General features: G+C 71.0%; 18 protein-coding genes. 8 read left to right on the top strand and 10 right to left on the bottom strand.

Annotated elements, in window-relative coordinates:
• Positions 1-42: 42 nt before the first annotated feature.
• From IE107_RS06330 to IE107_RS06360, 7 genes are all read right to left on the bottom strand, one after another.
• The gene (locus IE107_RS06330; protein ID WP_189541884.1) at positions 43-984 is read right to left on the bottom strand and encodes an N-acetylmuramoyl-L-alanine amidase; all 942 of its coding nucleotides are present in this window, start codon (positions 982-984) and stop codon (positions 43-45) included.
• Positions 985-1,018: 34 nt separating this feature from the next.
• The gene (locus IE107_RS06335; RefSeq protein WP_189541886.1) at positions 1,019-1,681 is read right to left on the bottom strand and encodes a class I SAM-dependent methyltransferase; all 663 of its coding nucleotides are present in this window, start codon (positions 1,679-1,681) and stop codon (positions 1,019-1,021) included.
• Positions 1,682-1,813: 132 nt separating this feature from the next.
• Complete coding sequence (locus IE107_RS06340) at positions 1,814-2,272, bottom strand: type II toxin-antitoxin system VapC family toxin (RefSeq protein WP_189541888.1); 459 nt, start codon at positions 2,270-2,272, stop codon at positions 1,814-1,816.
• Positions 2,262-2,531, bottom strand: coding sequence for a type II toxin-antitoxin system Phd/YefM family antitoxin (locus IE107_RS06345; RefSeq protein WP_189541891.1), 270 nt, complete (start codon positions 2,529-2,531; stop codon positions 2,262-2,264). The genes IE107_RS06340 and IE107_RS06345 overlap by 11 nt, the downstream gene beginning before the upstream one ends.
• Before the next feature lie 161 nt (positions 2,532-2,692).
• Positions 2,693-4,027: a M20/M25/M40 family metallo-hydrolase gene (locus IE107_RS06350; RefSeq protein WP_189541892.1), complete on the bottom strand. Its 1,335-nt coding sequence runs from the start codon at positions 4,025-4,027 to the stop codon at positions 2,693-2,695.
• A complete protein-coding gene (locus tag IE107_RS06355) occupies positions 4,024-5,412 on the bottom strand; it encodes a cytosine permease (protein ID WP_189541893.1) in 1,389 nt (462 codons plus the stop codon). Before IE107_RS06355 ends, IE107_RS06350 begins: the two co-directional genes overlap by 4 nt.
• On the bottom strand, positions 5,412-6,365 hold the full coding sequence (locus tag IE107_RS06360; protein WP_189541895.1) for a DUF1177 domain-containing protein: 954 nt from the start codon (positions 6,363-6,365) through the stop codon (positions 5,412-5,414). Before IE107_RS06360 ends, IE107_RS06355 begins: the two co-directional genes overlap by 1 nt.
• 183 nt (positions 6,366-6,548) lie before the next feature.
• On the opposite strand from IE107_RS06360, the gene IE107_RS06365 reads away from it, so the two are divergent.
• Both IE107_RS06365 and pepE read left to right on the top strand, forming a co-directional pair.
• Complete coding sequence (locus IE107_RS06365) at positions 6,549-7,379, top strand: IclR family transcriptional regulator (RefSeq protein ID WP_189541897.1); 831 nt, start codon at positions 6,549-6,551, stop codon at positions 7,377-7,379.
• Positions 7,380-7,405: 26 nt separating this feature from the next.
• The gene (gene pepE, locus IE107_RS06370; protein ID WP_189541899.1) at positions 7,406-8,134 is read left to right on the top strand and encodes a dipeptidase PepE; all 729 of its coding nucleotides are present in this window, start codon (positions 7,406-7,408) and stop codon (positions 8,132-8,134) included.
• On the opposite strand, the gene IE107_RS06375 is transcribed toward pepE, so the two are convergent.
• Positions 8,097-9,893 carry an MFS transporter gene (locus tag IE107_RS06375; protein ID WP_189541901.1) on the bottom strand — a complete coding sequence of 599 codons (1,797 nt, stop codon included), beginning with the start codon at positions 9,891-9,893 and terminating at the stop codon, positions 8,097-8,099. The genes pepE and IE107_RS06375 overlap by 38 nt on opposite strands.
• Before the next feature lie 272 nt (positions 9,894-10,165).
• On the opposite strand from IE107_RS06375, the gene IE107_RS06380 reads away from it, so the two are divergent.
• From IE107_RS06380 to IE107_RS06390, 3 genes are all read left to right on the top strand, one after another.
• Complete coding sequence (locus IE107_RS06380) at positions 10,166-12,346, top strand: acyl-CoA dehydrogenase family protein (RefSeq protein WP_189541903.1); 2,181 nt, start codon at positions 10,166-10,168, stop codon at positions 12,344-12,346.
• A gap of 55 nt (positions 12,347-12,401) precedes the next feature.
• A complete protein-coding gene (locus tag IE107_RS06385; RefSeq protein WP_189542134.1) occupies positions 12,402-13,598 on the top strand; it encodes a lipid-transfer protein in 1,197 nt (398 codons plus the stop codon).
• A 76-nt stretch (positions 13,599-13,674) separates the two neighbouring features.
• Positions 13,675-15,105, top strand: coding sequence for an MFS transporter (locus IE107_RS06390; RefSeq protein ID WP_189541905.1), 1,431 nt, complete (start codon positions 13,675-13,677; stop codon positions 15,103-15,105).
• A gap of 89 nt (positions 15,106-15,194) precedes the next feature.
• Here IE107_RS06390 and IE107_RS06395 read toward each other — a convergent pair whose 3' ends face one another.
• Both IE107_RS06395 and IE107_RS06400 read right to left on the bottom strand, forming a co-directional pair.
• A complete protein-coding gene (locus IE107_RS06395; protein ID WP_189541907.1) occupies positions 15,195-15,833 on the bottom strand; it encodes a hypothetical protein in 639 nt (212 codons plus the stop codon).
• 5 nt (positions 15,834-15,838) lie between these two features.
• Positions 15,839-16,279 (bottom strand): hypothetical protein, encoded by a 441-nt coding sequence (locus tag IE107_RS06400; protein WP_229866723.1) that lies wholly within the window; start codon positions 16,277-16,279, stop codon positions 15,839-15,841.
• 448 nt (positions 16,280-16,727) lie between these two features.
• On the opposite strand from IE107_RS06400, the gene chsH3 reads away from it, so the two are divergent.
• The 3 genes from chsH3 to IE107_RS06415 all read left to right on the top strand — a co-directional run bounded on the left by chsH3 (position 16,728) and on the right by IE107_RS06415 (position 19,763).
• The gene (chsH3, locus tag IE107_RS06405) at positions 16,728-17,600 is read left to right on the top strand and encodes an enoyl-CoA hydratase ChsH3 (RefSeq protein ID WP_189541910.1); all 873 of its coding nucleotides are present in this window, start codon (positions 16,728-16,730) and stop codon (positions 17,598-17,600) included.
• 104 nt (positions 17,601-17,704) lie between these two features.
• On the top strand, positions 17,705-18,781 hold the full coding sequence (locus IE107_RS06410) for a Zn-dependent alcohol dehydrogenase (RefSeq protein WP_189541912.1): 1,077 nt from the start codon (positions 17,705-17,707) through the stop codon (positions 18,779-18,781).
• Between the two features lie 40 nt (positions 18,782-18,821).
• Entirely contained in the window at positions 18,822-19,763 is a 942-nt protein-coding gene (locus IE107_RS06415) for a 3-oxoacyl-ACP reductase (RefSeq protein ID WP_189541914.1), read from the top strand.
• Positions 19,764-20,106: the final 343 nt, after the last annotated feature.

Here is a 20,106-nt window from a genome sequence, read left to right on the forward strand (position 1 = left end):
CGGACGCGCTTCCCCCCAATATCGCCTCAGAACTACCTCTTGCTACCCCTTCAGGTAGCTGCTGATGCCATCGGCAATGCCCTGTGCCGCCTTCTGGCGCCAGCCTGCGCTGGTGAGCAGCGCGGCGTCCTTCGGATCACGCATATTGCCGCATTCGATGAACACTTTGGGCACGGTCGACAAATTAAGTCCGCCCAGATCCTTTCGGGTGTCCAACCCGCTATTGCCGCCGACGTAATTGGAAGGTGCACTTCCGGTATCACGGACGAAGAAACCGGCGATCCTGGTTCCGAGATCGCGCGAGGGCTCGACGATCTTCGAGGTGTCCGCCGCCCCTGCCCGCACCGGCCCGGGGAGAATCACATGGAAACCGCGGTTGCCGACCGCGGAGCCGTCCGCGTGCACCGACACCACCGCGTCGGCCCGCTCCTGGTTGCCGATCCGGGCCCGCTCGTCGACGCACGGCCCGTACGGGCGGTCGCCGTCGTGCGTCAGCACGACCTTCGCGCCCTGCGCCTGGAGGAGCGTGCGCAGCCGGTGCGACACATCGAGGGTGAACCGGGCTTCGGCGTAACCGGAGTCGGTCGATGTCCCGGTGGTGTCGCACTCCTTGCGCGTGGTGCCGATGTCCACCTGGCGGTTGATCTCGCGGGTGTGCAGACGGTTGTCCGGGTTGTGTCCGGGGTCGATGACGACCGTTCTGCCCGACAGCGGACCGGTGGCGCCGCCGCCCGTGGGCTTCGTGGACTTCGAGGGCTTCGCGGACGGGGTGGGGGAGGCGGACGTCCTCTCCGGCGCCGGAGCGCTCCTCGACGGCGGCGGGGCAGAGGTACCGCTGCCGCCCTGCCGGGGTTCGGCCTGCGCCCCGCCGCCGGCATCGCCCGCGCCGCAGCCCGCGGCGGTCAGGCACACGGCGACGAATGCGGTGGCGGCGAGCAGGGTCCGGCGGCGCCGGGTGGGGGGAACACTCTCGTCGTTCGGCACCCCGCGATGCTATCCGGGCCTCGGGCGGCCCGCCTCAGATCGCCGTCCCCGCGCCCGTCCGCCGCAGCACCCGCAGCGAGTCCGTCACCGAGACCTCGGTGAACGCCCCGGACTCCAGCGCCCGCAGATAGACGCGGTACGGCGCCTGGCCCCCGTGCGCCGGGTCCGGGAAGACGTCGTGGATCACCAGCAGCCCGCCCTCGGCGACATGCGGCGCCCAGCCCTCGTAGTCGCCGTTCGCGTGCTCGTCGGTGTGACCGCCGTCGATGAAGACGAAGCCGAGCTTCCCGCCCCAGACCGCCGCGACCTGCGGGGACCGTCCCACCAGCGCCACCACGTGGTCCTCCAGCCCCGCCGCGTGCAGGGTTCTGCGGAACGTCGGCAGCGTGTCCATCCGCCCCACCTCCGGGTCCACCACGGCCGGGTCGTGGTACTCCCAGCCGGGCTGCTGCTCCTCACTGCCGCGATGGTGGTCGACGGTGAGGGCCGTCACCCCGGCCGCCCGCGCGGCGTCGGCGAGCAGGATGGTGGAGCGCCCGCAGTACGTGCCGACCTCCAGGACCGGCAGCCCCAGCGCGGCGGCCTCGACGGCGGCCCGGTACAGCGCGAGCCCCTCGCCCACCGGCATGAAGCCCTTGGCGGCCCGGAAGGCGGCGAGAATCTCGGGCGACGGCTCGACGGCGGACTCGGCGGGCACGGGTTCCTCCTGGCGGGGACGGTTTCGGGGCTACGCGTTCGACGGCGCCCCATCGTGCCGTACGCCCCCGCCGGGGGTGTCGGCGGGGGCGTACGAGGGGTGAGCCCGGGTCGGGGCTTGAGTCCCGGCGGCCTATCGGTCGTGCAGCACCTGCGGCCGTGTGACGGGGACGACGGTGAGCAGGCCGTCCAGCCCTTTGAAATCATCGGGATTCGTGGTGAAGAGCGGAAGCTCCTCGGCGATGGCGATGGACGCGATCATCAAGTCGGCTACTCGGCGCCGCGGTTTGCGGCCGGCGCCGACCACGGCTGCGCAGACCCTGCCGTAGACGCGGGCCGCCTCCGCGTCGAAGGGGATCGGGTCGAACTCGTTCTCGGCACGCTGGAGGACATCCAGCCGACGGGCCCGCTCGGCGTACTCGTCGTAGTCGTCCTGCTCCTCGTTCCGTCGTACCTCGTGCGGGCCGGCGGAGAGCTCGGCCAGTGTGATGGCGCTGATCGCCACCTCGGCAGGGAGCTCCTCGGGATCCACCCATCTGCGAAGGATCATGATGTTGGTGTCGAGCAGGCCCTGGTCGTACTCAGCGGGCATAGGGGTCGTCCAGCTTCTGCTCGGCGGTGGCATCCTGATCCGCCCGGAAGGCGTCCAGCGAGATGTCGGAAGCGGTACGGGACATGGCGGCGAACTCGCCGCGCGGGACGAACCGCCTGCGTCGGCGCAGCGGGATCAGCTCGCCGATGCGATGTCCGTCCCGCGTGACAGTGAAGGCCTGCCCGCCCTGGACGGCGTCCATGATCTCTTTGGACCTGTTGCGCAGGTCGCGTTGCGTAATCTCCTGCTGCGCTGCCATGGCATCCACGGTAGCGCGTGGTGCTACAGGGTGCCACCTGCCACCCGTGAACCCGCACACGCGACGGGCCCGCGATGCCGTACGCCCCCGCCGGGGGTGTCGGCGGGGGCGCACGAGGGGTGAGCCCGGGTCGGGGCGGTCGGTGGGCCGTGGCGGTGAGGTCAGCAGCTCTGCCAGAGGCGGGTCATGACGCGGACGCCGAAGCGCAGGCCTTCCAGCGGGACGCGCTCGTCCACGCCGTGGAACAGGCGGCCGTAGTCCAGGTCGTGCGGGAGCTTGAGGCCCTTGAAGCCGAAGCAGCGGATGCCGAGGTGGGTGAAGGCCTTGGCGTCGGTGCCGCCCGGGTTGCAGTACGGGACGGGGTGGCCGTCCGGGTCCTCGGCGCGTACGGCCGCGCACATGGCGTCGACCAGCGGGCCGTCGAACGTGGTCTCCAGCGCGATGTCGTGGTTGACCCACTCCCGGGTGACCGAGGGAAGCAGCAGCCGGTCGATGGTGTCGATCAGCTCCTGCTCGTGGCCGGGCAGGAAACGGCCGTCCACCCGGGCGGTCGCCTTCCCGGGGATGACGTTGGTCTGGTAACCGGCGTCGAACATGGTGGGGTTCGCGGAGTTGCGGAGCACCACCTGCATGAAGTCGGAGACCGGGCCCAGCTTCGCGAGGCTGCCCTCGATGTCGTTCTCGTCGAACTCGACACCGTAGAGGCGGGCTGCCTCCTCCAGCAGGGCGCGGACCGGTTCGATCAGCCGGATCGGGAAGGTCTCGCGGCCGATGCGGGTCAGTGACTCGGCGAGATCGGTGACCGCGTTCTCGTCGTTGGGGGACGAGCCGTGGCCGGCCCGACCGGTCGCGGTGAGCTCCATCCAGGCCATGCCGCGCTGGGCGTTCTCGATCGGGTAGAGGCGACGGGTGTCGTCGATGGCGAAGGAGAACCCGCCGCCCTCGCCGATCGCCTCGGTGACCCCGGCGAACAGCTCGGGGCGGTGCTCGACGAGCCAGTGGGCGCCGAACTTCCCGCCCGCCTCCTCGTCGGCGAGGAAGGCCAGGACCAGGTCGCGCGAGGGCCGGGTGCCGGTGCGGGCGAAGTGGCGGGCGGTGGCCAGCATGACGGCCACCGTGTCCTTCATGTCGATCGCGCCGCGCCCCCACAGATAGCCGTCGCGGATCTCTCCGGAGAACGGCGGGACCTGCCACTCGGAGGCGTCGGCGGGCACCACGTCCAGGTGGCCGTGGACCAGCAGGGCGCCGCGCTCCGGGTCGGCGCCCGCGATCCGGGCGATGACGTTGGCGCGGCCCGGGGCGGACTCGACCAGCTCGGAGGCGATGCCCGCCTCGGCGAGACGGCCCACCACCCAGTCGGCGCTCGCCCGCTCGTTGCTGGTGGGGTTGGAGGTGTCGAACCTGATCAGTTCGGCGCAGAGTCCGATGACCTCGTCCTGGGCCTCGGCGGAGGCCGGGACGAAGGAGGCGGAGGCGGTGGGGTCGGAGGTTGTCATGCTGCTCCCACAGGGGTTGTCGCACGGGCGGCGGGGGCGGAGGTGTCCTCGTCGTCCAGGGTGGAGGTGCCGTACGGCTTCACCCAGCCCAGCAGGCCGAGGGCGCTGTACAGGATGAAGGCGGTGGCCAGGGAGTTCAGGGCGGGGATGCCGCCGTCGTAGAACTTGCCGACGCAGAAGGCCGCGATCCAGATGGCGATGGACATCGGCACCCAGGTCGGCGAGGACTTCGGCAGGGTCTCCGACTCCCGGGTCTCGTCCAGCGGCTTGCGCATCCGCTTCACGACCCAGTACTCGGCCACGATGATGCCGCCGATGGGCGGGATGGCGACGCCGAGCACGGAGAGGAACTCGGTGAAGTGGGTCATGATCCCGACCGCGGACAGGGCCGTGCCCGCGATGCCGAGGACGACCGTGACCGCGCCGCGGTGCAGGCGCTTGCCGAAGACGACCTGGAAGAAGTTGACGACGCCGAGCGAGGAGCCGTACAGGTTCCAGTCGTTGATCTTGGCGGTGGACATCAGGACCACGATGACGCCGAAGGCGCCGGAGGTGGAGAGCACGATGTGCGAGACCTCGCTGCTCTTCACCAGGTGACCGAGCAGCACACCGGTCAGGCCGACGATGTACTCGGAGAGGATCATCGACGAGGCGCTCTGCAGGAAGACGTGCGAGCCCTTCCGGTTGTACCGGGTCATCTCGGGGGACACGATCGCGCCTGTCATGTAGCCGCCCGCGATGGCGGTGGCGGCGACGGCGAGCGGGATCGTCTCGCCGGGCGGCGGGGAGCTGATCAGCTCGCCGATGGAGTGGTCCTTCAGCGTCGATATGACCGACCAGGCGACCATCGCGAAGAACAGCGGCGTGACGATCTTGGCGAAGACGGCCATGTACCTGAAGCCGAAGATCACCAGTGCGGTGATGGCGATGCCGGCCAGCACGCACCACATCCAGGACGGGCCGCCGACCAGCGCCGAGACGCTGTTGCCGAAGATCGTGTTCTGGACGCCGAACCAGCCGACCAGGCTGACCGCGATGACGAAGCTGACCAGCGCCGAGCCGTTGCGGCCGAAGCCGACCCAGCGGGTCAGCATCGGCGTCGCCAGGCCCTCGCGCATACCGGCCAGACCGATCGCGAAGATCACGACCTCCAGGATCACCGCGCCGAGCGTGAAGGCGAGGAACGCGTCCCCGAAGGTCATGCCCACACCGATGGTGGCGCCGAGGGTGAACTGCGAGATCGAGCCGGACTGGGCCAGCCACTGGAGCAGCATCGACCAGAAGCCGAACCGCTTGTCGCGCGGGACACGGGAGAGCGCGTAGTCGTCGCTGCCGATGGTCTTGGCCTCGTGGGCCACGGCCTCGGCCTGCGGGGTGGCTGCCATCAGGACTCCTGGGGTGTGCGGCCGAAGGTCTGCAGGTGTGCCAGCGACCCGTAGCGGTTGACGAGGTTGTCGAACTCCACCGCGTCGTGGAAGTCCAGTCGGCCGCTGCCGTAGGCCTTGGCGACCTCCACGGCGTAGCGGGCGGCGGACGCGATGTCCGTCTCGTGGCTCGCGCCCGTACCGCAGCCCGGCACCGCGGCGGCCGAGGTGATGGCCAGGCCGACGACCGGGGCGGCCGTCGCGGTGGAGGGCTGCAGGATCGAATTGATGTGGTGTGCACCGTTACCGTACGGGGTGATGTCCTGCGTGGTCACCGGATACGTGACCAACGGCTCACCGGTCACCACGGCCAGCAGTTCGCCCAGCGGCTCGCTGACCCGGAGCACCCAGCCCTCCTTGACGGTGGGCGACAGGGCGAGGCCCTTGTGGTTGATGATCCGGTTGCCCTTGGTGGTGTCGATGGAGAGCACGGCCTCCATCTCGCCGGTCACCTCGTGGCGGTTCATGGTGGCGATGTCCACGGGCGAGCCCATGAACGGCACCGGGTCGTGCGGTTCGGTCGGCGCGTTGGGGCAGATGTGGGTGGCGACGATCACGTCACCGGGCAGCACGTCGCCGCGGCGGCGCATGTCGAGCAGCTTGGCGGCGGTGGCGATCGCGGAGACCGCGCCGTCGGCGTCCGAGACCAGGCCGGTCACCTCGGGCCGAGCGCCGATGCCGCCGAGCCGGCCCACCACGCCCAGCGTGCGGGCACTGCCACCGGAGGTACGTCCGCGGGAGCCCGGGACGCGGACCATCACGAAGTCCGTCGAGCCCTGCTCGCCGGCGACCGTGGTGACCTGCGCGGACGAGCCCTCGGTCCCGCTCACGGAGTCGAGGTACTCGACGACCGTCCTGCCATTGACCTGGGGATCGTCCAGCAGATCGACGATGTCCAGCACGTACTTCAACATGGGGGGCCTTTCTCTCGTCCGGGCACCCGGGCCGGCGCTGGGGCTGTCCGGCCCTGATCTGTCGGACAGGCCCTCGACGGGGGAAGCGCGGGGCGGGGTGCTGAGGCCACATTCGGGATCGGATAGCGTTGAACGCAACTGTTTCCCGTTATTTGCAATTCAGGTCTGAATGGTGAGATGACGATGGCGGACTTCGATCTGGACCGGCGCACCCCCGCCGGAGCCCTGCAAACCGTCGACCGGGCGCTCCTGGTGCTGCTCGCCTTCGAGCGGACCCGGCCCGACTGGGGCGTCACCGAGGTCGCCGAGGAGTTCGGCTGGGACACCTCGGTGGCCCAGCGACTGCTCGCCACCCTCGCCGGACGCGGCTTCCTGGTCTCCGACCCGGTCACCCGCCGCTACCGCATCGGCCCCGCCGTGCTGCGCCTGGGCAGGCTCTGGGAGCGCTCCGGATCGCTGGAGCTGCTGGCCGGACCGGTCCTGGAGGAGCTGTGCCGGGTCACCGGCGACACCGTGCTCTTCTGTCTGCCGGACAACTTCCACATGCGGTGCGTCGCCGCCGAGGAGGGCGTGGCCGGGCCGCTGCGCTACTACCCCCTGGTCGGTGAGCTCTACCCGGCGCACGCCGGGGCGACCAGCAAGTCGTACTACGCGTACCTGCCCGACGAGCAGCGCCACCGGCTCTTCCGGGGCCGCCCCATGGCCCGGTTCACCGACCGGACGGTCACCGACCCGGACCGCCTGGAGGAGGAGTTCCTCAAGGTCCGCGCCCAGGGCTACGCCTGGACGGTCGGCGAGTACGACACCGGCATCGCGACCGTCGCCGTACCGGTCTTCCTCGGCCGCGAGCCGTACGGAAGCCTCAGCCTCGGCGGTGCCGAGGAGCTCTTCGCGGGCGCGCCGCACGACCGGCTCGAAGCGCTGCGCCACGCGGCCCAGTTGCTGGAGAAGCGGCTCACCCACCCTCCGCAGCGCCCGAAGCCCCGCACCCGCCGCCCCCGGACCGACCGATGACCCGGAAGAGAACCAAGAGGAATGCCATGAATCTGCTGCTGCTCTCCAACTCCACCCAGTTCGGCCGGCGTTACCTGGAACACGCCCTCGACACCGTCACCGCGTTCCTGCCCGCCGGTGCCCGGCTGGCCTTCGTCCCCTACGCGCTCGCCGACTACACCGCGTACACCACACGCGTCCGCGAGGCCCTCGCACCGTCCGGGATCAGCGTGCGCGGCGTCCATGAGAACGCCGACCCGGTCGCCGAACTCGCCGCGTCCGACGCCGTGTTCATCGGCGGCGGCAACTCCTTCCGGCTGCTGAGCGCCCTGTACCGGACCGGTCTGCGGGACGCCGTGACCGCGGCGGTGCGCGACGGGCTTCCGTACATGGGGGCCAGCGCCGGGACGAACATGGCGGCGCCCACCCTGCGCACCACCAACGACATGCCCATCGTGCAGCCGCCGTCCTTCGAGACGCTGGGCCTCGTCCCGTTCCAGATCAACCCGCACTATCTGGACCCGGACCCGGCCAGCACCCACAAGGGCGAGACCCGTGAGGAGCGGCTCACCGAATTCCTGGAGGAGAACGACGTGCCGGTGCTCGGCCTGCGCGAGGGGTCATGGCTGCGCGTCGACGGCCGCCAGGCCCGGGTGCAGGGCGCCCGCCCCGCCCGGCTGTTCACCCGCGGCGCGCAGCCGCAGGAGCTCCCGGCGGGCTCGGACGTCTCTCATCTGCTCACGACGACACCGCGGTTCGACGCTCCGGTGCGCTGACGCCCAGCACCAGATCGGCATCGACCGGCAGGCCGTCGCCGGGGTGGACGGCCGGGCGGGCGATCGGCGCGTACCCGGTGGCCGACCCGGCCAGCACGTAGTTGCCGCCGTGCGGGGCGGCCAGTGTGTAGTGACCGTCCTCGTCCGCCACGGTGAGACCGGCCTGCCGGCCCCGGTGGTCGATCAGCGTGACATTGGCGCGGGCCACCGGGGCGCCGTCCCCGTCCAGCACCCGGCCGCGGAAGCCGCCGGAGCCGGTGACCGGGCGGGAGACGGTGGGTGCCGGGTCCTGGGCGTCCCCGTCGCTGCTCGCCAGCAGTGACGGGCGCATCGACTCGCGCTGCGAGGGCAGGAGCGAGGCCAGCACCAGCCCGATCACCACCGCGCCCGTCGCGATCAGGAACGAGATGCGGAACCCCTCCATCGAGGGCAGCGGCACCCCGCCCGTGTGCACCGAGGTGTTCGCCAGCACCATGCCGATCACGGCGCTCGACACCGAGGTGCCGATCGACCGCATCAGGGTGTTCAGGCCGTTGGCCGCACCGGTCTCCGACGGGTCGACGGCCCCGATGATCAGCGCGGGCAGCGAGGAGTACGCGAGCCCGATGCCGGCGCCGAGCAGCACCGCGATCACCACGGTCTGCCAGGGGGCGCTCATCAGCCCCAGCCCCGCCCCGTAACCGATCGCGATGACCAGCATGCCGAGCATCAGCGAGACCTTGGGGCCCCGGCGCGCGGAAAGCCGGGCGTACAGCGGGGCGACGAGCATCATCGTCACACCGAGCGGCGCCACGCACAGCCCCGCGACCACCATCGACTGCCCGAGGCCGTACCCCGTCGACGTCGGCAGCTGGAGCAGCTGCGGCAGGACCAGCGAGACGGCGTAGAAGGCGACCCCGACCATGATCGAGGCGAGGTTGGTGAGCAGCACCTCGCGCCGGGCCGTGGTCCGCAGATCGACCAGCGGGGCCGGGCTGCGCAGCTCGAACAGGCCCCACAGGACGAGGATCGCCAGCGAGGCGGCGATCAGTCCGAGCGTGCTGCCCGAGGTCCAGCCCCAGTCGCTGCCCTTGGTGATCGGCAGCAGCAGACAGACCAGTCCGAGCGAGAGCCCCAGCGCGCCGACGAGGTCGAACCGGCCGGGTGCGCGCAGCGTGGTCTCCGGTACGGCCAGGACGGTGAGCGCCATCGACAGCACTCCGAGACCGGCCGCGCCGAAGAACAGGGTGTGCCAGTCGGAGTGCTGGGCGACCAGCGCGGAGGCGGGCAGCGCCAGACCGCCGCCGACCCCGATCGAGGAGCTCATCAGCGCCATCGCCGAGCCGAGCCTCTCGCGCGGCAGTTCGTCGCGCATGATGCCGATGCCCAGGGGGATGGCGCCCATGGCGAAGCCCTGGAGCGCACGACCCACGATCATGACCACGAGTTCGTCGGTGAAGGCGCATATCAAGGAGCCGGCCACCATCACGGCGAGGCTGGACAGCAGCATCTTCCGCTTGCCGTAGAGGTCGCCGAGCCGCCCCATGATCGGGGTGGCGACGGCCCCGGCGAGCAGTGTCGCGGTCATCACCCAGGTGGCGTTCGACGGGTCGGTGTGCAGCAGGGCGGGCAGGTCCTTGATGACGGGGACGAGCAGGGTCTGCATCACCGCGACGGTGATGCCCGCGAAGGCGAGTACGGGGACGACCCCGCCGCCCGCCCTGCGCGGCCGTGGGTCGGGGAGTTCCCCGGCGTGCTGTCCGTTCGTCGTCTCTGGCATGCGTGCGGCCTCCGGGTGGCGTGATCGAGGGGCGGAAAGAGGCATGCGGGTGCCGCGGACGGGCAGCGCCGGCCGCCAATTGCGTGCAGGGTGAAACCTTCCCGGCGCCCGCAGTATTCCGGTGAACGCGGTACGAACGGGGCGCGACGGCGCACTCGGAGAGGCGCACGCGGAGATCCGGCCGGCATCTGACTTTCCGTCAGACCTTCCGTCGGAATGGAACGTGTTCTACTCTTGCGCCGTTCCAGTGGCTGCGACCGGCGAGGATCCGCATGGGCATCGGAATCACCGAAGAGCACAGGGAGTTGGCGCAGGCCGTACGAGGTTGGCTGGCGCGCGCCGTACCACCGCAGGAGATCCGCAAGCTGCTCGACGCGGACGCCCCCGCCACCCCCGGGATGCGCCCCGGGTACTGGGACGGGCTCGCGGAACAGGGCCTGCTCGCCGTCCATCTGCCCGAGAAGTACGGGGGCGGCGGCGGCCGGCTCCTCGACCTGGCCGTGGTCCTCGAAGAGGCCGGCCGGGCCGCGCTCCCCGGCCCCTGCCTGTCGAGCGCCCTCGCCTCCGCCGTACTGCACACGGCGGGCCCGCCCGAGCTGGTACGCGGCCTCGCCGACGGTACGCGCATCGGCGCCGTCGCCCTCGGACCCGGCACCCTCACCGCCGTCGAGCGCGAGGACGGCCATCTGCTCGACGGCACCGCACCGCCCGTACTCTCCGGCGCCGAGGCCGATCTGCTTCTCCTGCCCGCCGAATCGGCCACCGGCACCCTCTGGTTCGCCGTCGACGCCGCCACCGACGGGCTGACCGCCCGCCCGCACCGCGGCGCCGACCCGACCCGGCCCACGGCCGCGATCCACGCCGAGGGGGTGCTCGTCCCCGCCGACCGCGTCGTACGGACCGGCACCGCGCACGTCCGGGACCTCGCCGCCGTCCTCTTCTCCGCCGAAGCGTGCGGAACCGCGGCCAGGGCGCTGCACACCGCCGCCGAACACGCCAAGGTCCGCGAACAGTTCGGCCGCCCCATCGGTCAGTTCCAGGGCGTCAAGCACCTCTGCGCCGACATGCTCGTACGGGTCGAGCGGGCCCGTGCGCTGGTGTGGGACGCGGCCCGCGCCGCCGACGAGGAGACGGACCCCGACGTACGGTCCATGATCGCCGCCCTCGCGGCGTCGGACGCCCTCGACGCCGCGTACGGCTGCGCCAAGGACTGCATCCAGATCCTCGGCGGCATCGGCTTCACCTGGGAGCACGACGCCCATCTGTATCTGCGCCGGGCCCTGGTGGCCCGGCAGCTGCTCGGAGCCGGCGACACCCACCGGCTGCGGGCCGTCCGGCTGGCCGAGCGCGGGGCGCGCCGTGGACTCGCCCTCGAACTCCCCGCCGGGGCCACCGCCCACCGGGCCGCCGCACACGAAGCCGTCGCCGCCGCCCGCGGCCTCGACCCGAAGGCCGCCCGCCGCGCCCTCGCACCGACCGGCTACGCCGCCCCGCATCTCCCCGCCCCCTACGGCCTGGGCGCCGGTCCCGTACAACAACTGGCCATCCAGCAGGAGTTGGCGGAACAAGGGGTGAAGCTGAGCGACCTCGGGATCGCCACCTGGGTGGTGCCCTCGCTCATCGCCCACGGGACGGCCGAGCAGCAGGAGCGCTATCTGCTGCCCACCCTGCGCGGCGAACTCCTGTGGTGCCAGCTGTTCTCGGAGCCCGGTGCGGGATCCGACCTCGCCTCGCTGCGCACGAAGGCGGAGCGGACCGAGGAGGGCTGGCGGATCAACGGCCAGAAGGTGTGGACGAGCGCCGCCCAGTGGGCCGACCACGGCATCCTGCTCGCCAGGACCGACCCGGACGCCCCCAAGCACCAGGGGATCGGCTACTTCCTCGTCGACATGAAGAACACCCCGGGCATCGACATCCGGCCGCTGAAGGAGATCACCGGCGACAGCCTCTTCAACGAGGTGTACTTCGACGACGTCCTGCTGCCCGCCGACGCCGTCGTGGGCGAGCCCGACGGCGGCTGGCGGGTCGCCCGCAACACCCTGGGCAACGAACGCGTCCACATGGCCGACCAGATGACCTTCGACACCGGCCTGGAGGCGCTGATCGCCCGCTCCGGCGAACTCGACGGCGCCTGCCGGGCCCGCATCGGAGCACTGGCCGCCGAGGCCCACGCGCTCGGCTGCATCGGACTGCGGACCACGATGCGGCAGGTCTCCGGGCTGGAACCCGGAGCGGGCGCCTCCGTCCGCAAGCTCGTCCAGACCACCCACCAGCAGAAGGTCGCCGAACTCACCCTCGAACTCCTCGGCCCGGCGGGCGCGGCCGGGGAGGGGCCGGGGGAGCGGGCCCTGCACGGCTTCCTGATGTCCCGCTGTCTGACCATCGCCGGCGGTACCACCCAGGTTCAGCTCAATGTCGTCGCCGAGCGCATCCTCGGCCTCCCGCGCGATTGAAGGGACTGCCATGAAGCCCATCGAGCCCACACCGCACGCGAAGCCCATGAAGCTCATGAAGGCATACGTCGTCGGTGTCGGAATGACGAAGTTCGAGAAGCCCGAGACACGCGACTGGCAGTACTGGGACATGGCGAAGGAGGCCGGCACAGCGGCGCTCGCCGACGCCTGTCTCGCGTACGAGCAGATCCAGCAGGCCGTCGTCGGCTACTGCTTCCAGCCCTCCACCGCCGGTCAGCGCGCGGTGTACGAACTCGGCCTGACCGGGATCCCCGTCTACAACGTCAACAACAACTGCGCCACCGGCTCCACCGCGCTGATGGCGGCCCGGCAGTTCGTCGAGGGCGGCGGCAGCGACTGCGTCCTGGCGCTCGGCTTCGAGAAGATGACGCGCGGCGCACTCGGCGGCGGTGGCGCGGACGGCGGTGCCGCCGACTTCAGGACGTCGCCCGTCGCCCGGCACTACGGAATCATGGCCGCCGCCCACGGTTTCGAGATGAGCCCGCCCACCGCCCAGATCTTCGGCAACGCGGCCCGCGAGCACATGGAGCGGTACGGGACGACCGAGGCGCAACTCGCCGCGGTCGGCGCCAAGAACCACCGGCACTCGGTGAACAACCCGTACGCCCAGTTCCAGGACCCGTACACGGTCGAGGAGATACTCGCCGCGAAGGCCATCCACAACCCGCTGACCAAGCTCCAGTGCTCACCCACCTCCGACGGCGCGGCCGCCGCCGTCGTCGTGTCGGAGCGCTTCGTCGAGAGCCACGGCCTGGGCGACCGGGCGGTGGAGATCGTCGCCCAGGCCATGACCACGGACACCGGCGACTCCTTCGCCTCGGGGACCTGCATCGACGCGGTGGGCCTGCCGATGTCGCGGGCCGCCGCCCGGCAGGTCTACGAGGCCTCGGGGCTCTCGGCCGCCGACCTGGACGTCATCGAACTGCACGACTGCTTCTCCATCAACGAACTCCTCACCTACGAGGCGCTCGGCCTGTGCGGCGAGGGCGAGTCCGGGAAGCTCGTCGAATCCGGGGCCACCACGTACGGCGGCCGGTGGGTGGTCAACCCGTCCGGCGGACTGATCTCCAAGGGGCACCCGCTCGGCGCCACCGGAATCGCCCAGGTCGCGGAGATCACCTGGCAGTTGAGGGGAGAAGCCGACGACCGGCAGGTGCCCGGCGCACGGGCCGGCCTGGCACACAACATCGGGCTCGGCGGAGCGGCGGTGGTGACGCTGCTGCGGCGGTAGGGGCGTACATCCGCCCGTGCCGCCGGTCCGGCCCCGGGCCGAATACCGATGTACGGTGCGCAGCCCAGGTGCGAGTATGACCGGCATGGCTGACGTCAAGACACCGGTCCTGCCGCAGGAGCGGACCCGTACCCGCACCTGGGCTGCGATGCTCGCCGCGTTCGTCGGGCAGTTCCTTGTCGTGCTCGACGTGTCCGTCGTCAACGTCGCCCTGCCGTCCATGCGTTCCGACCTCGACATGAGCGCGGCCGGACTGCAATGGGTGCTCAACGCCTACTCCATCGCGTTCGCGGGATTCATGCTGCTCGGTGGACGCGCCGCCGACATCTACGGCCGCAAGCGGATGTTCCTCATAGGACTCGGCCTGTTCACCGCGGCCTCCCTGGCCGGCGGGCTCGCCCAGGAGGACTGGCAGTTGCTGGCCGCCCGCGCCGCGCAGGGGCTCGGTGCCGCCGTGCTCGCCCCAGCAACCCTGACCCTGCTCACCACCGCCGTCCCGGAGGGCCCGGCCAGGACGAAAGCGATCGGCACCTGGATGGCCGTCGGTGCGGGCGGCGGCGCGGCCGGCGGGCTGATCGGCGGAGTACTCACCGATCTGCTCTCCTGGCGCTGGGTGCTGCTGATCAATGTGCCGGTCGGTGTGCTCGTCCTGGCGGGGGCCGCGCTCTGGCTCGCCGAGGGCCGGGCGGGCGACCGGCGGCGGATCGACTTCCTGGGCGCCGTACTCGTCACGGCGGGCCTTGCCTCCGTCGCGTACGGCATCGTGCAGACCGAGGAGTCGGGGTGGACCGCGACGGCGACCCTGGCGCCGCTGCTCGGCGGGGTGGCCCTGCTGGGCGTCTTCGTGGCGGTGGAGGCCCGGACGGCGGAGCCGCTGATGCCGCTGAGGGTGCTCGGGGCGCGGGTGGTGACATCGGCCAACGCGGCGACGTTCGTGATCGGTTCGGCGACGTTCTCGATGTGGTACTTCATGACCGTGTACGCCCAGGCCGTGCTGGGCTACACCCCGATGGAGGCCGGACTCGCCCTGATACCCACGTCGTTGGCGGTCGTCCTCGGCTCGAAGTGCGCACCCCGGGTGATGGCCGTGACCGGCGCGAAGAACCTGGCGCTCATCGGCACGGCCGTCGCCGCCGCGGGCTTCGGCTGGCAGTCCACGATGGGCGCCGACGGCTCGTACCTCACCTCGGTCTGCCTGCCCGGCATCCTGATGATGGCTGGTACGGGACTGGCGGCCACTCCGCTCGCCTCGCTGGCCATTGCGGGCGCGGCTTCCGGGGAGGCCGGTCTCGTCTCGGGCCTCATCGGCACCTCCCGCACGATGGGCGGTGCGCTCGGTCTCGCCGTGCTCTCCACCGTCGCGGCGGCTCGTACCGCGGGCGGCACCGGACCGGAGGAACTCACGGCCGGTTACGCACTCGCCTTCCGGACGGCCGGCACGGTGCTGCTGGGCGGACTGCTGCTGATGGCGCTGTGGCTGCCGCGCCACCGGTCCGCCCAGCCCTGAGCCGGACTTGACGGTCCCTCCGCAGTGCGCCGTGAACGGGGCATCCGCGCATTGTCCGTGGTCTGTCGTAGCAACGCTTCGAGCTTCTCTCACCAGTAGGTGAGGTCCACCACGCAGGAGCAGTGCGGGTCACTGCTGTCCACGACCATCCGTTCCTCCTCCGTGATCAAGGACGGCAGAGCCGCGAGCAGTGCTGTGACGGCACCGGACGGTCGTACGTCTGCGGCGATCACCCCGGGGACGTCCTCGGTGTCGAGGTACAGACGCAGCCGGTCCTGGCCCAGGAAGAGGAATCCGCGCAGGCGCGGGTCCGGCTGCTCCTCGGTGCAGGGGGAGACGATGGTCCGCAGGATCGTCAGGGCATTGTCGTCCGGTGTGGGCTCGGCCGGCTCCACGGCAGCCAGGTTTGCGCGGACGAGGGTCATGCCCATCAGGGTGCTGACGCTGTCGCTGGAGTAGAGGTGCGTGCCGGTGAGCAGGGTGCGCAGGATACCGATCACGTCGTATGCGGTGACGAGGTCGTCGCCCTGGCGCACGGGGATCTCATAGGCGAGCAACTGTTCCGGAGCGTGGTCCTCCTTGGCGCCGATGGCAACGCGGATCGCCCCATCGGGTGGTGGGACGGGGAGGACGCCACGAAGGTAGTCGGTGTCGGTGAGGGGGGCGTGGATGTGATGAAGCAGCAGCCGGGTGATGTCTGCCTGCTGCTCCGCGATCTCTTCGTACATGCAGGTCACTCGTTCAGCCAGTTCGGGCACTTGTTCATGCCCTTGCAGTAGGCGGTGATGACGCCCATCTTCTGCCCCGCCCCGGCGTTGTACCTGCCGTCGGACGTCTTGCGTGTGTACTGGACGACTACGACGATCTTCAACACACTGCGTCCACGGAGGGCGTTTCCCCAGTATTCGAGGCGGCCACCCGTCTTCTTGTCGACCTTGCCCGCGATGGCGGCGTCGACGACCTTGCACTTCCTGATGTTGTGCTTGCCGGAGAAGTGGCTCCAGCCGAGCGCATGGTTGCCGATGCGTGTGGGGATGACCCTGCCGTCCGGGTCGGTCTGCTTGCACTCGATGTTCTTGTTCCAGTGGGGCGCCGCCAGTGCAGGCGCGGCGGGCCCGCAGAGGAGGACGGCTGTCGCAGCAACGGCTGCCGCTAACCGATTGAGTGCGATCACGGACATACGGTGACATGTTGTGAGGTGGTGAGGCCCGCCTTCTTGGAGAGCAGCACACGAACGGGTTGCGTCGGACGGTGCCCCGGGCCCCCTTCACCGGCCCCGCGTGCGGGGTGTGGCCGAGGCGTTCCTGGGATCCGTCTCACCCGGTCCGTCCGCCAGGAGTTTCGGCGGCGAGCACGAAGCCGCCCTCCGGGCGCGGTCCCGCCTCCGGGGAGCCGCGCGCCGTGGCGAGGTGCTCGGTACACCCACCGGCTCACCCGGCCACGCGATCTGACGCTATGTCAGTAGCGGTCTTCACAACTGCTGGGCGCTGCGTTATACATGGGTTCATCGGCTAGAACGCGTTCTAGAACGGGCGTGGCGGCCGGTCCCGCGCGACCTCGGTGCGGCCGACGGTGCGGACGGCCGCGCCGAGGTCTTCCCACCATCAAGGAGCAGCTCTCCCATGCCCATTGATGCCGAAAAGGCTCTCGCCGCCGAACCCCGCTCCAGCCGGATCGGCTGGGACCACAAGGACGTACAGCTCTACCACCTCGGGATCGGCGCCGGGTCCGACCCCGACCGGGCCGACCCCGCCGTGGACCCCCACGAGCTGCGCTACACCCTGGAGTCCCGGCTCCAGGTGCTGCCCTCCTTCGCCACCGTCGCGGGCGCGGGCATGAGCGGCCTCGGCGGACTCGCCTCGCCCGGCATCGACATCGATCTCGCCGCCGTCCTGCACGGCGGGCAGAGCGTACGGGTGCACCGGCCGATCCCCGTGCGGGGCAGCGCCGTACAGACCTCGAAGGTCGCCGCGGTGTACGACAAGGGCAAGGCGGCTGTACTGGTCCTGCGCACCGAGGCCGCCGACGACGAGGGCCCGCTGTGGACCAACGACGCCCAGATCTACGTCCGGGGCGAGGGCGGCTTCGGCGGTGAACGCGGCCCGTCCGAGCGGGTCGCGTACCCCGAGATCGCCCCGGACCACGTCGTGCACCGGCCCATCCGCCCCGACCAGGCGCTGCTCTACCGCCTCTCCGGGGACTGGAACCCGCTGCACGCCGACCCCGAGTTCGCCGCGCGTGCCGGCTTCGACCGGCCGATCCTGCACGGACTGTGCACCTACGGCATCACGCTCAAGGCCGTCACCGACACGGTCCTCGGCGGCGATGTGACCCGTATCCGCTCCTACCGCACCCGTTTCGCCGGGATCGTCTTCCCCGGCGAGACCCTCCGCATCGAGATGTGGACCACCGAGAACCAGGTGCGGGTCGAGGTGAAGGCCGTGGAGCGGGACGACGCCGTGGTCCTCGGCGACACCTTCGTCGAACACTCCTGAACCGCACGCGAACCGGCACCGGGGACCGGTCCCGAACCCGGCCCCGGACGACTCCGAGAGAACCACCGGTCCACGTTCCACCGGCCCATGAGGGGAGCCGCACCATGCGCGCAGCCGTACTGCACGAGATCGGCCAGGACAAACTGGAGGTCCTCGACGACGTCGAGGCGGTGGGCTTCGGCCCCGGCAAGGTCAGGCTGCGCATCCGGGCCACCGGGCTGTGCCACTCCGATGTCTCGGCGATGAGCGGGGTGCTGCCGCAGCCCGCCCCGTTCATCCCGGGCCACGAGGGCGCCGGCGAGGTCATGGACGTCGGCGACGGTGTCACCGGGCTCAGCGCGGGGGACCGCGTGCTGGTCTGCTGGCTGCCCGCCTGCGGGGCGTGTCCGTCCTGCAAGCGCGGCCAGACCCAGCTCTGCCTGGCCGGTTTCATGAACGCGGGCACCCCCAACTTCAAGCGTCCCGGCGGCGATGTATTCGGCTTCGCGGGCACCGGCACCTTCACCGAGGAGGTCGTCGTGGGCGCCGGCTGCGCGGTGCCGATCCCCGACGACGTTCCGTTCGAGATCGCCGCGCTGATCGGCTGCGGGGTGACCACCGGGCTCGGCGCGGCCATCAACACCGCACGGGTGGAGGCGGGTTCGTCGGTCGCCGTGATCGGCTGCGGCGGCGTCGGCATCTCCACGATCCAGGGCGCCAGGGTGCAGGGCGCCGCCCAGATCGTGGCCGTGGACCCGGTCGCCTCCCGGCGCGAGGCGGCGCTCCGGTTCGGCGCGACCGAGGCGGTGTCGCCCGACGAGTTCGCCGACGCCAAGCAGCGGATCACCGCGGGCGAGGGCTTCGACTACGTCTTCGAGGTCGTCGGCAAGTCGGCCACCGCGCGCACCGCGTACGAGAACACCCGGCGCGGCGGCACCCTGTGCGTCGTCGGCGCGGGTGCGATGGACGACAACTTCCAGGTCAACATGTTCGAGCTGTTCTTCGACGAGAAGCGGATCCTGCCCTCCATGTACGGAGGAGGCGACGTGCTCCGCTCGTACGAACGGGCCATCGCACTCTGGCGGGCCGGCCGGATCGACCTCGAATCGATGATCACCCACCGGGTGCGGCTCGACGGGATCAACGACGCGCTCGACCAGATGCGGACCGGCGAGTCGCTGCGCACCTGCGTCGAGCTCTGACCACCGCCCCGCCCCTCCCGAGAGGACTGGAGAGATTCCGATGTCACTTCCCCTGGACGGCATGTCCGCGATCGTCACGGGCGCGGGCCGCGGCCTCGGACGCGCCGAAGCGCTGGAACTGGCGGGGCTGGGCGCGTCCGTGGTCGTCAACGACTACGGACAGCCGGGCCGCGACGGCTCCGGCGAGGCGTCCGCGACGCCCGCCGAGGAGGTCGCCGAGGAGATCCGGGCCGCGGGCGGCCGGGCGGTCGCGCACCTCGGCGACGTCTCCGACCACGAGCAGGCCCGCGCCCTGGTGGAACTGGCCGTCGACACCTACGGAAAGCTCGACATCCTGGTCAACAACGCGGGCATCCTGCGCGACCGGATGATCTTCTCGATGACCGAGGACGAGTGGGACTCCGTCATCAGGGTCCATCTCAAGGGCCACTTCAACACCACGCACTTCGCGGCCGCGCACTGGCGCACCCGGTCCAAGGAGTCGGGCGGCCCGGTCCACGGCCGGATCGTCAACACCTCCTCGGAGGCGTTCCTGGCCGGTTCGGCGGGCCAGCCGAACTACGCGGCGGCCAAGGGCGGCATCGTCGGCCTCACCACCTCCACGGCCCTGGCTCTGGCCCGGTACGGAGTCACCGCCAACGTCATCTGCCCGCGGGCCCGCACCCGGATGACCGAGGACGTCTTCGCGGGCTTCCAGGAACCGGCGGACGGCCGGATCGACGCGCTCGCCCCCGAACACGTCGCGCCACTGGTGGGCTATCTGGCCTCCCCGGCCGCCGCCAAGGTCAACGGGCAGCTGCTCGTCGTGCACGGCGGTATGGTCGCGATCGTCGAACGCCCCAGGGTCGCGGCCAAGTTCGACTCCTCGAAGGAGACGTTCTCCTTCGACGAGCTGGACGAGCTGATCTCGCCGTACTACGAGGACCGCCCGCCGAACGAGACCTTCGCCGCGGCGGAGGTGCTCGGCCTGAAACGCGGCTGACCGGCGGGAGCCCGGCCGCCGCGGACACGGGTGGACCCCGGCAGCCTTCCGGCTGCCGGGGTCCACCCGTCCCTCGTTGCTGTTCCGCGCGGTCAGGCCGCCCGGCTGTCCCCCGCGGAGGGGCGGCGGTGGCGGCCGTGCGGCTGTGCAGACGTGTCGTCCGTCGACTCATCCCCTCGGTGCTTTCCGGAGCCGCCGGCTTCGGCCCGGTCCGCGTCCTCCGGACGCGTCTGGGTCGTGTCGGTTCGGGCTTCAGGCATGTGGGAAGTCACCCCGTTGTGATCGTTTGTATGTGTGTCACCAGGCCGATCACGCCAACCGCAACACGGCGCGGTCGCCATCG

The organism is Streptomyces gelaticus (genome assembly GCF_014649535.1).
Lineage (GTDB): Bacteria > Actinomycetota > Actinomycetes > Streptomycetales > Streptomycetaceae > Streptomyces > Streptomyces gelaticus.

What these genes read in the sequence shown, in the direction of transcription:
- IE107_RS06360 (WP_189541895.1), bottom strand. Translation starts at nt 6,365, where the DNA reads ATGTTGAAGTACGTGCTGGACATCGTCGATCTGCTGGACGATCCCCAG.
- IE107_RS06410 (WP_189541912.1), top strand. Translation starts at nt 17,705, where the DNA reads ATGCGCGCAGCCGTACTGCACGAGATCGGCCAGGACAAACTGGAGGTC.
- IE107_RS06415 (WP_189541914.1), top strand. Translation starts at nt 18,822, where the DNA reads ATGTCACTTCCCCTGGACGGCATGTCCGCGATCGTCACGGGCGCGGGC.
- chsH3 (WP_189541910.1), top strand. Translation starts at nt 16,728, where the DNA reads ATGCCCATTGATGCCGAAAAGGCTCTCGCCGCCGAACCCCGCTCCAGC.
- IE107_RS06395 (WP_189541907.1), bottom strand. Translation starts at nt 15,833, where the DNA reads ATGTACGAAGAGATCGCGGAGCAGCAGGCAGACATCACCCGGCTGCTG.
- IE107_RS06365 (WP_189541897.1), top strand. Translation starts at nt 6,549, where the DNA reads ATGGCGGACTTCGATCTGGACCGGCGCACCCCCGCCGGAGCCCTGCAA.
- IE107_RS06355 (WP_189541893.1), bottom strand. Translation starts at nt 5,412, where the DNA reads ATGGCAGCCACCCCGCAGGCCGAGGCCGTGGCCCACGAGGCCAAGACC.
- IE107_RS06345 (WP_189541891.1), bottom strand. Translation starts at nt 2,531, where the DNA reads ATGGCAGCGCAGCAGGAGATTACGCAACGCGACCTGCGCAACAGGTCC.
- IE107_RS06340 (WP_189541888.1), bottom strand. Translation starts at nt 2,272, where the DNA reads ATGCCCGCTGAGTACGACCAGGGCCTGCTCGACACCAACATCATGATC.
- IE107_RS06380 (WP_189541903.1), top strand. Translation starts at nt 10,166, where the DNA reads ATGGGCATCGGAATCACCGAAGAGCACAGGGAGTTGGCGCAGGCCGTA.
- IE107_RS06350 (WP_189541892.1), bottom strand. Translation starts at nt 4,027, where the DNA reads ATGACAACCTCCGACCCCACCGCCTCCGCCTCCTTCGTCCCGGCCTCC.
- IE107_RS06385 (WP_189542134.1), top strand. Translation starts at nt 12,402, where the DNA reads ATGAAGGCATACGTCGTCGGTGTCGGAATGACGAAGTTCGAGAAGCCC.
- pepE (WP_189541899.1), top strand. Translation starts at nt 7,406, where the DNA reads ATGAATCTGCTGCTGCTCTCCAACTCCACCCAGTTCGGCCGGCGTTAC.
- IE107_RS06390 (WP_189541905.1), top strand. Translation starts at nt 13,675, where the DNA reads ATGACCGGCATGGCTGACGTCAAGACACCGGTCCTGCCGCAGGAGCGG.
- IE107_RS06375 (WP_189541901.1), bottom strand. Translation starts at nt 9,893, where the DNA reads ATGCCAGAGACGACGAACGGACAGCACGCCGGGGAACTCCCCGACCCA.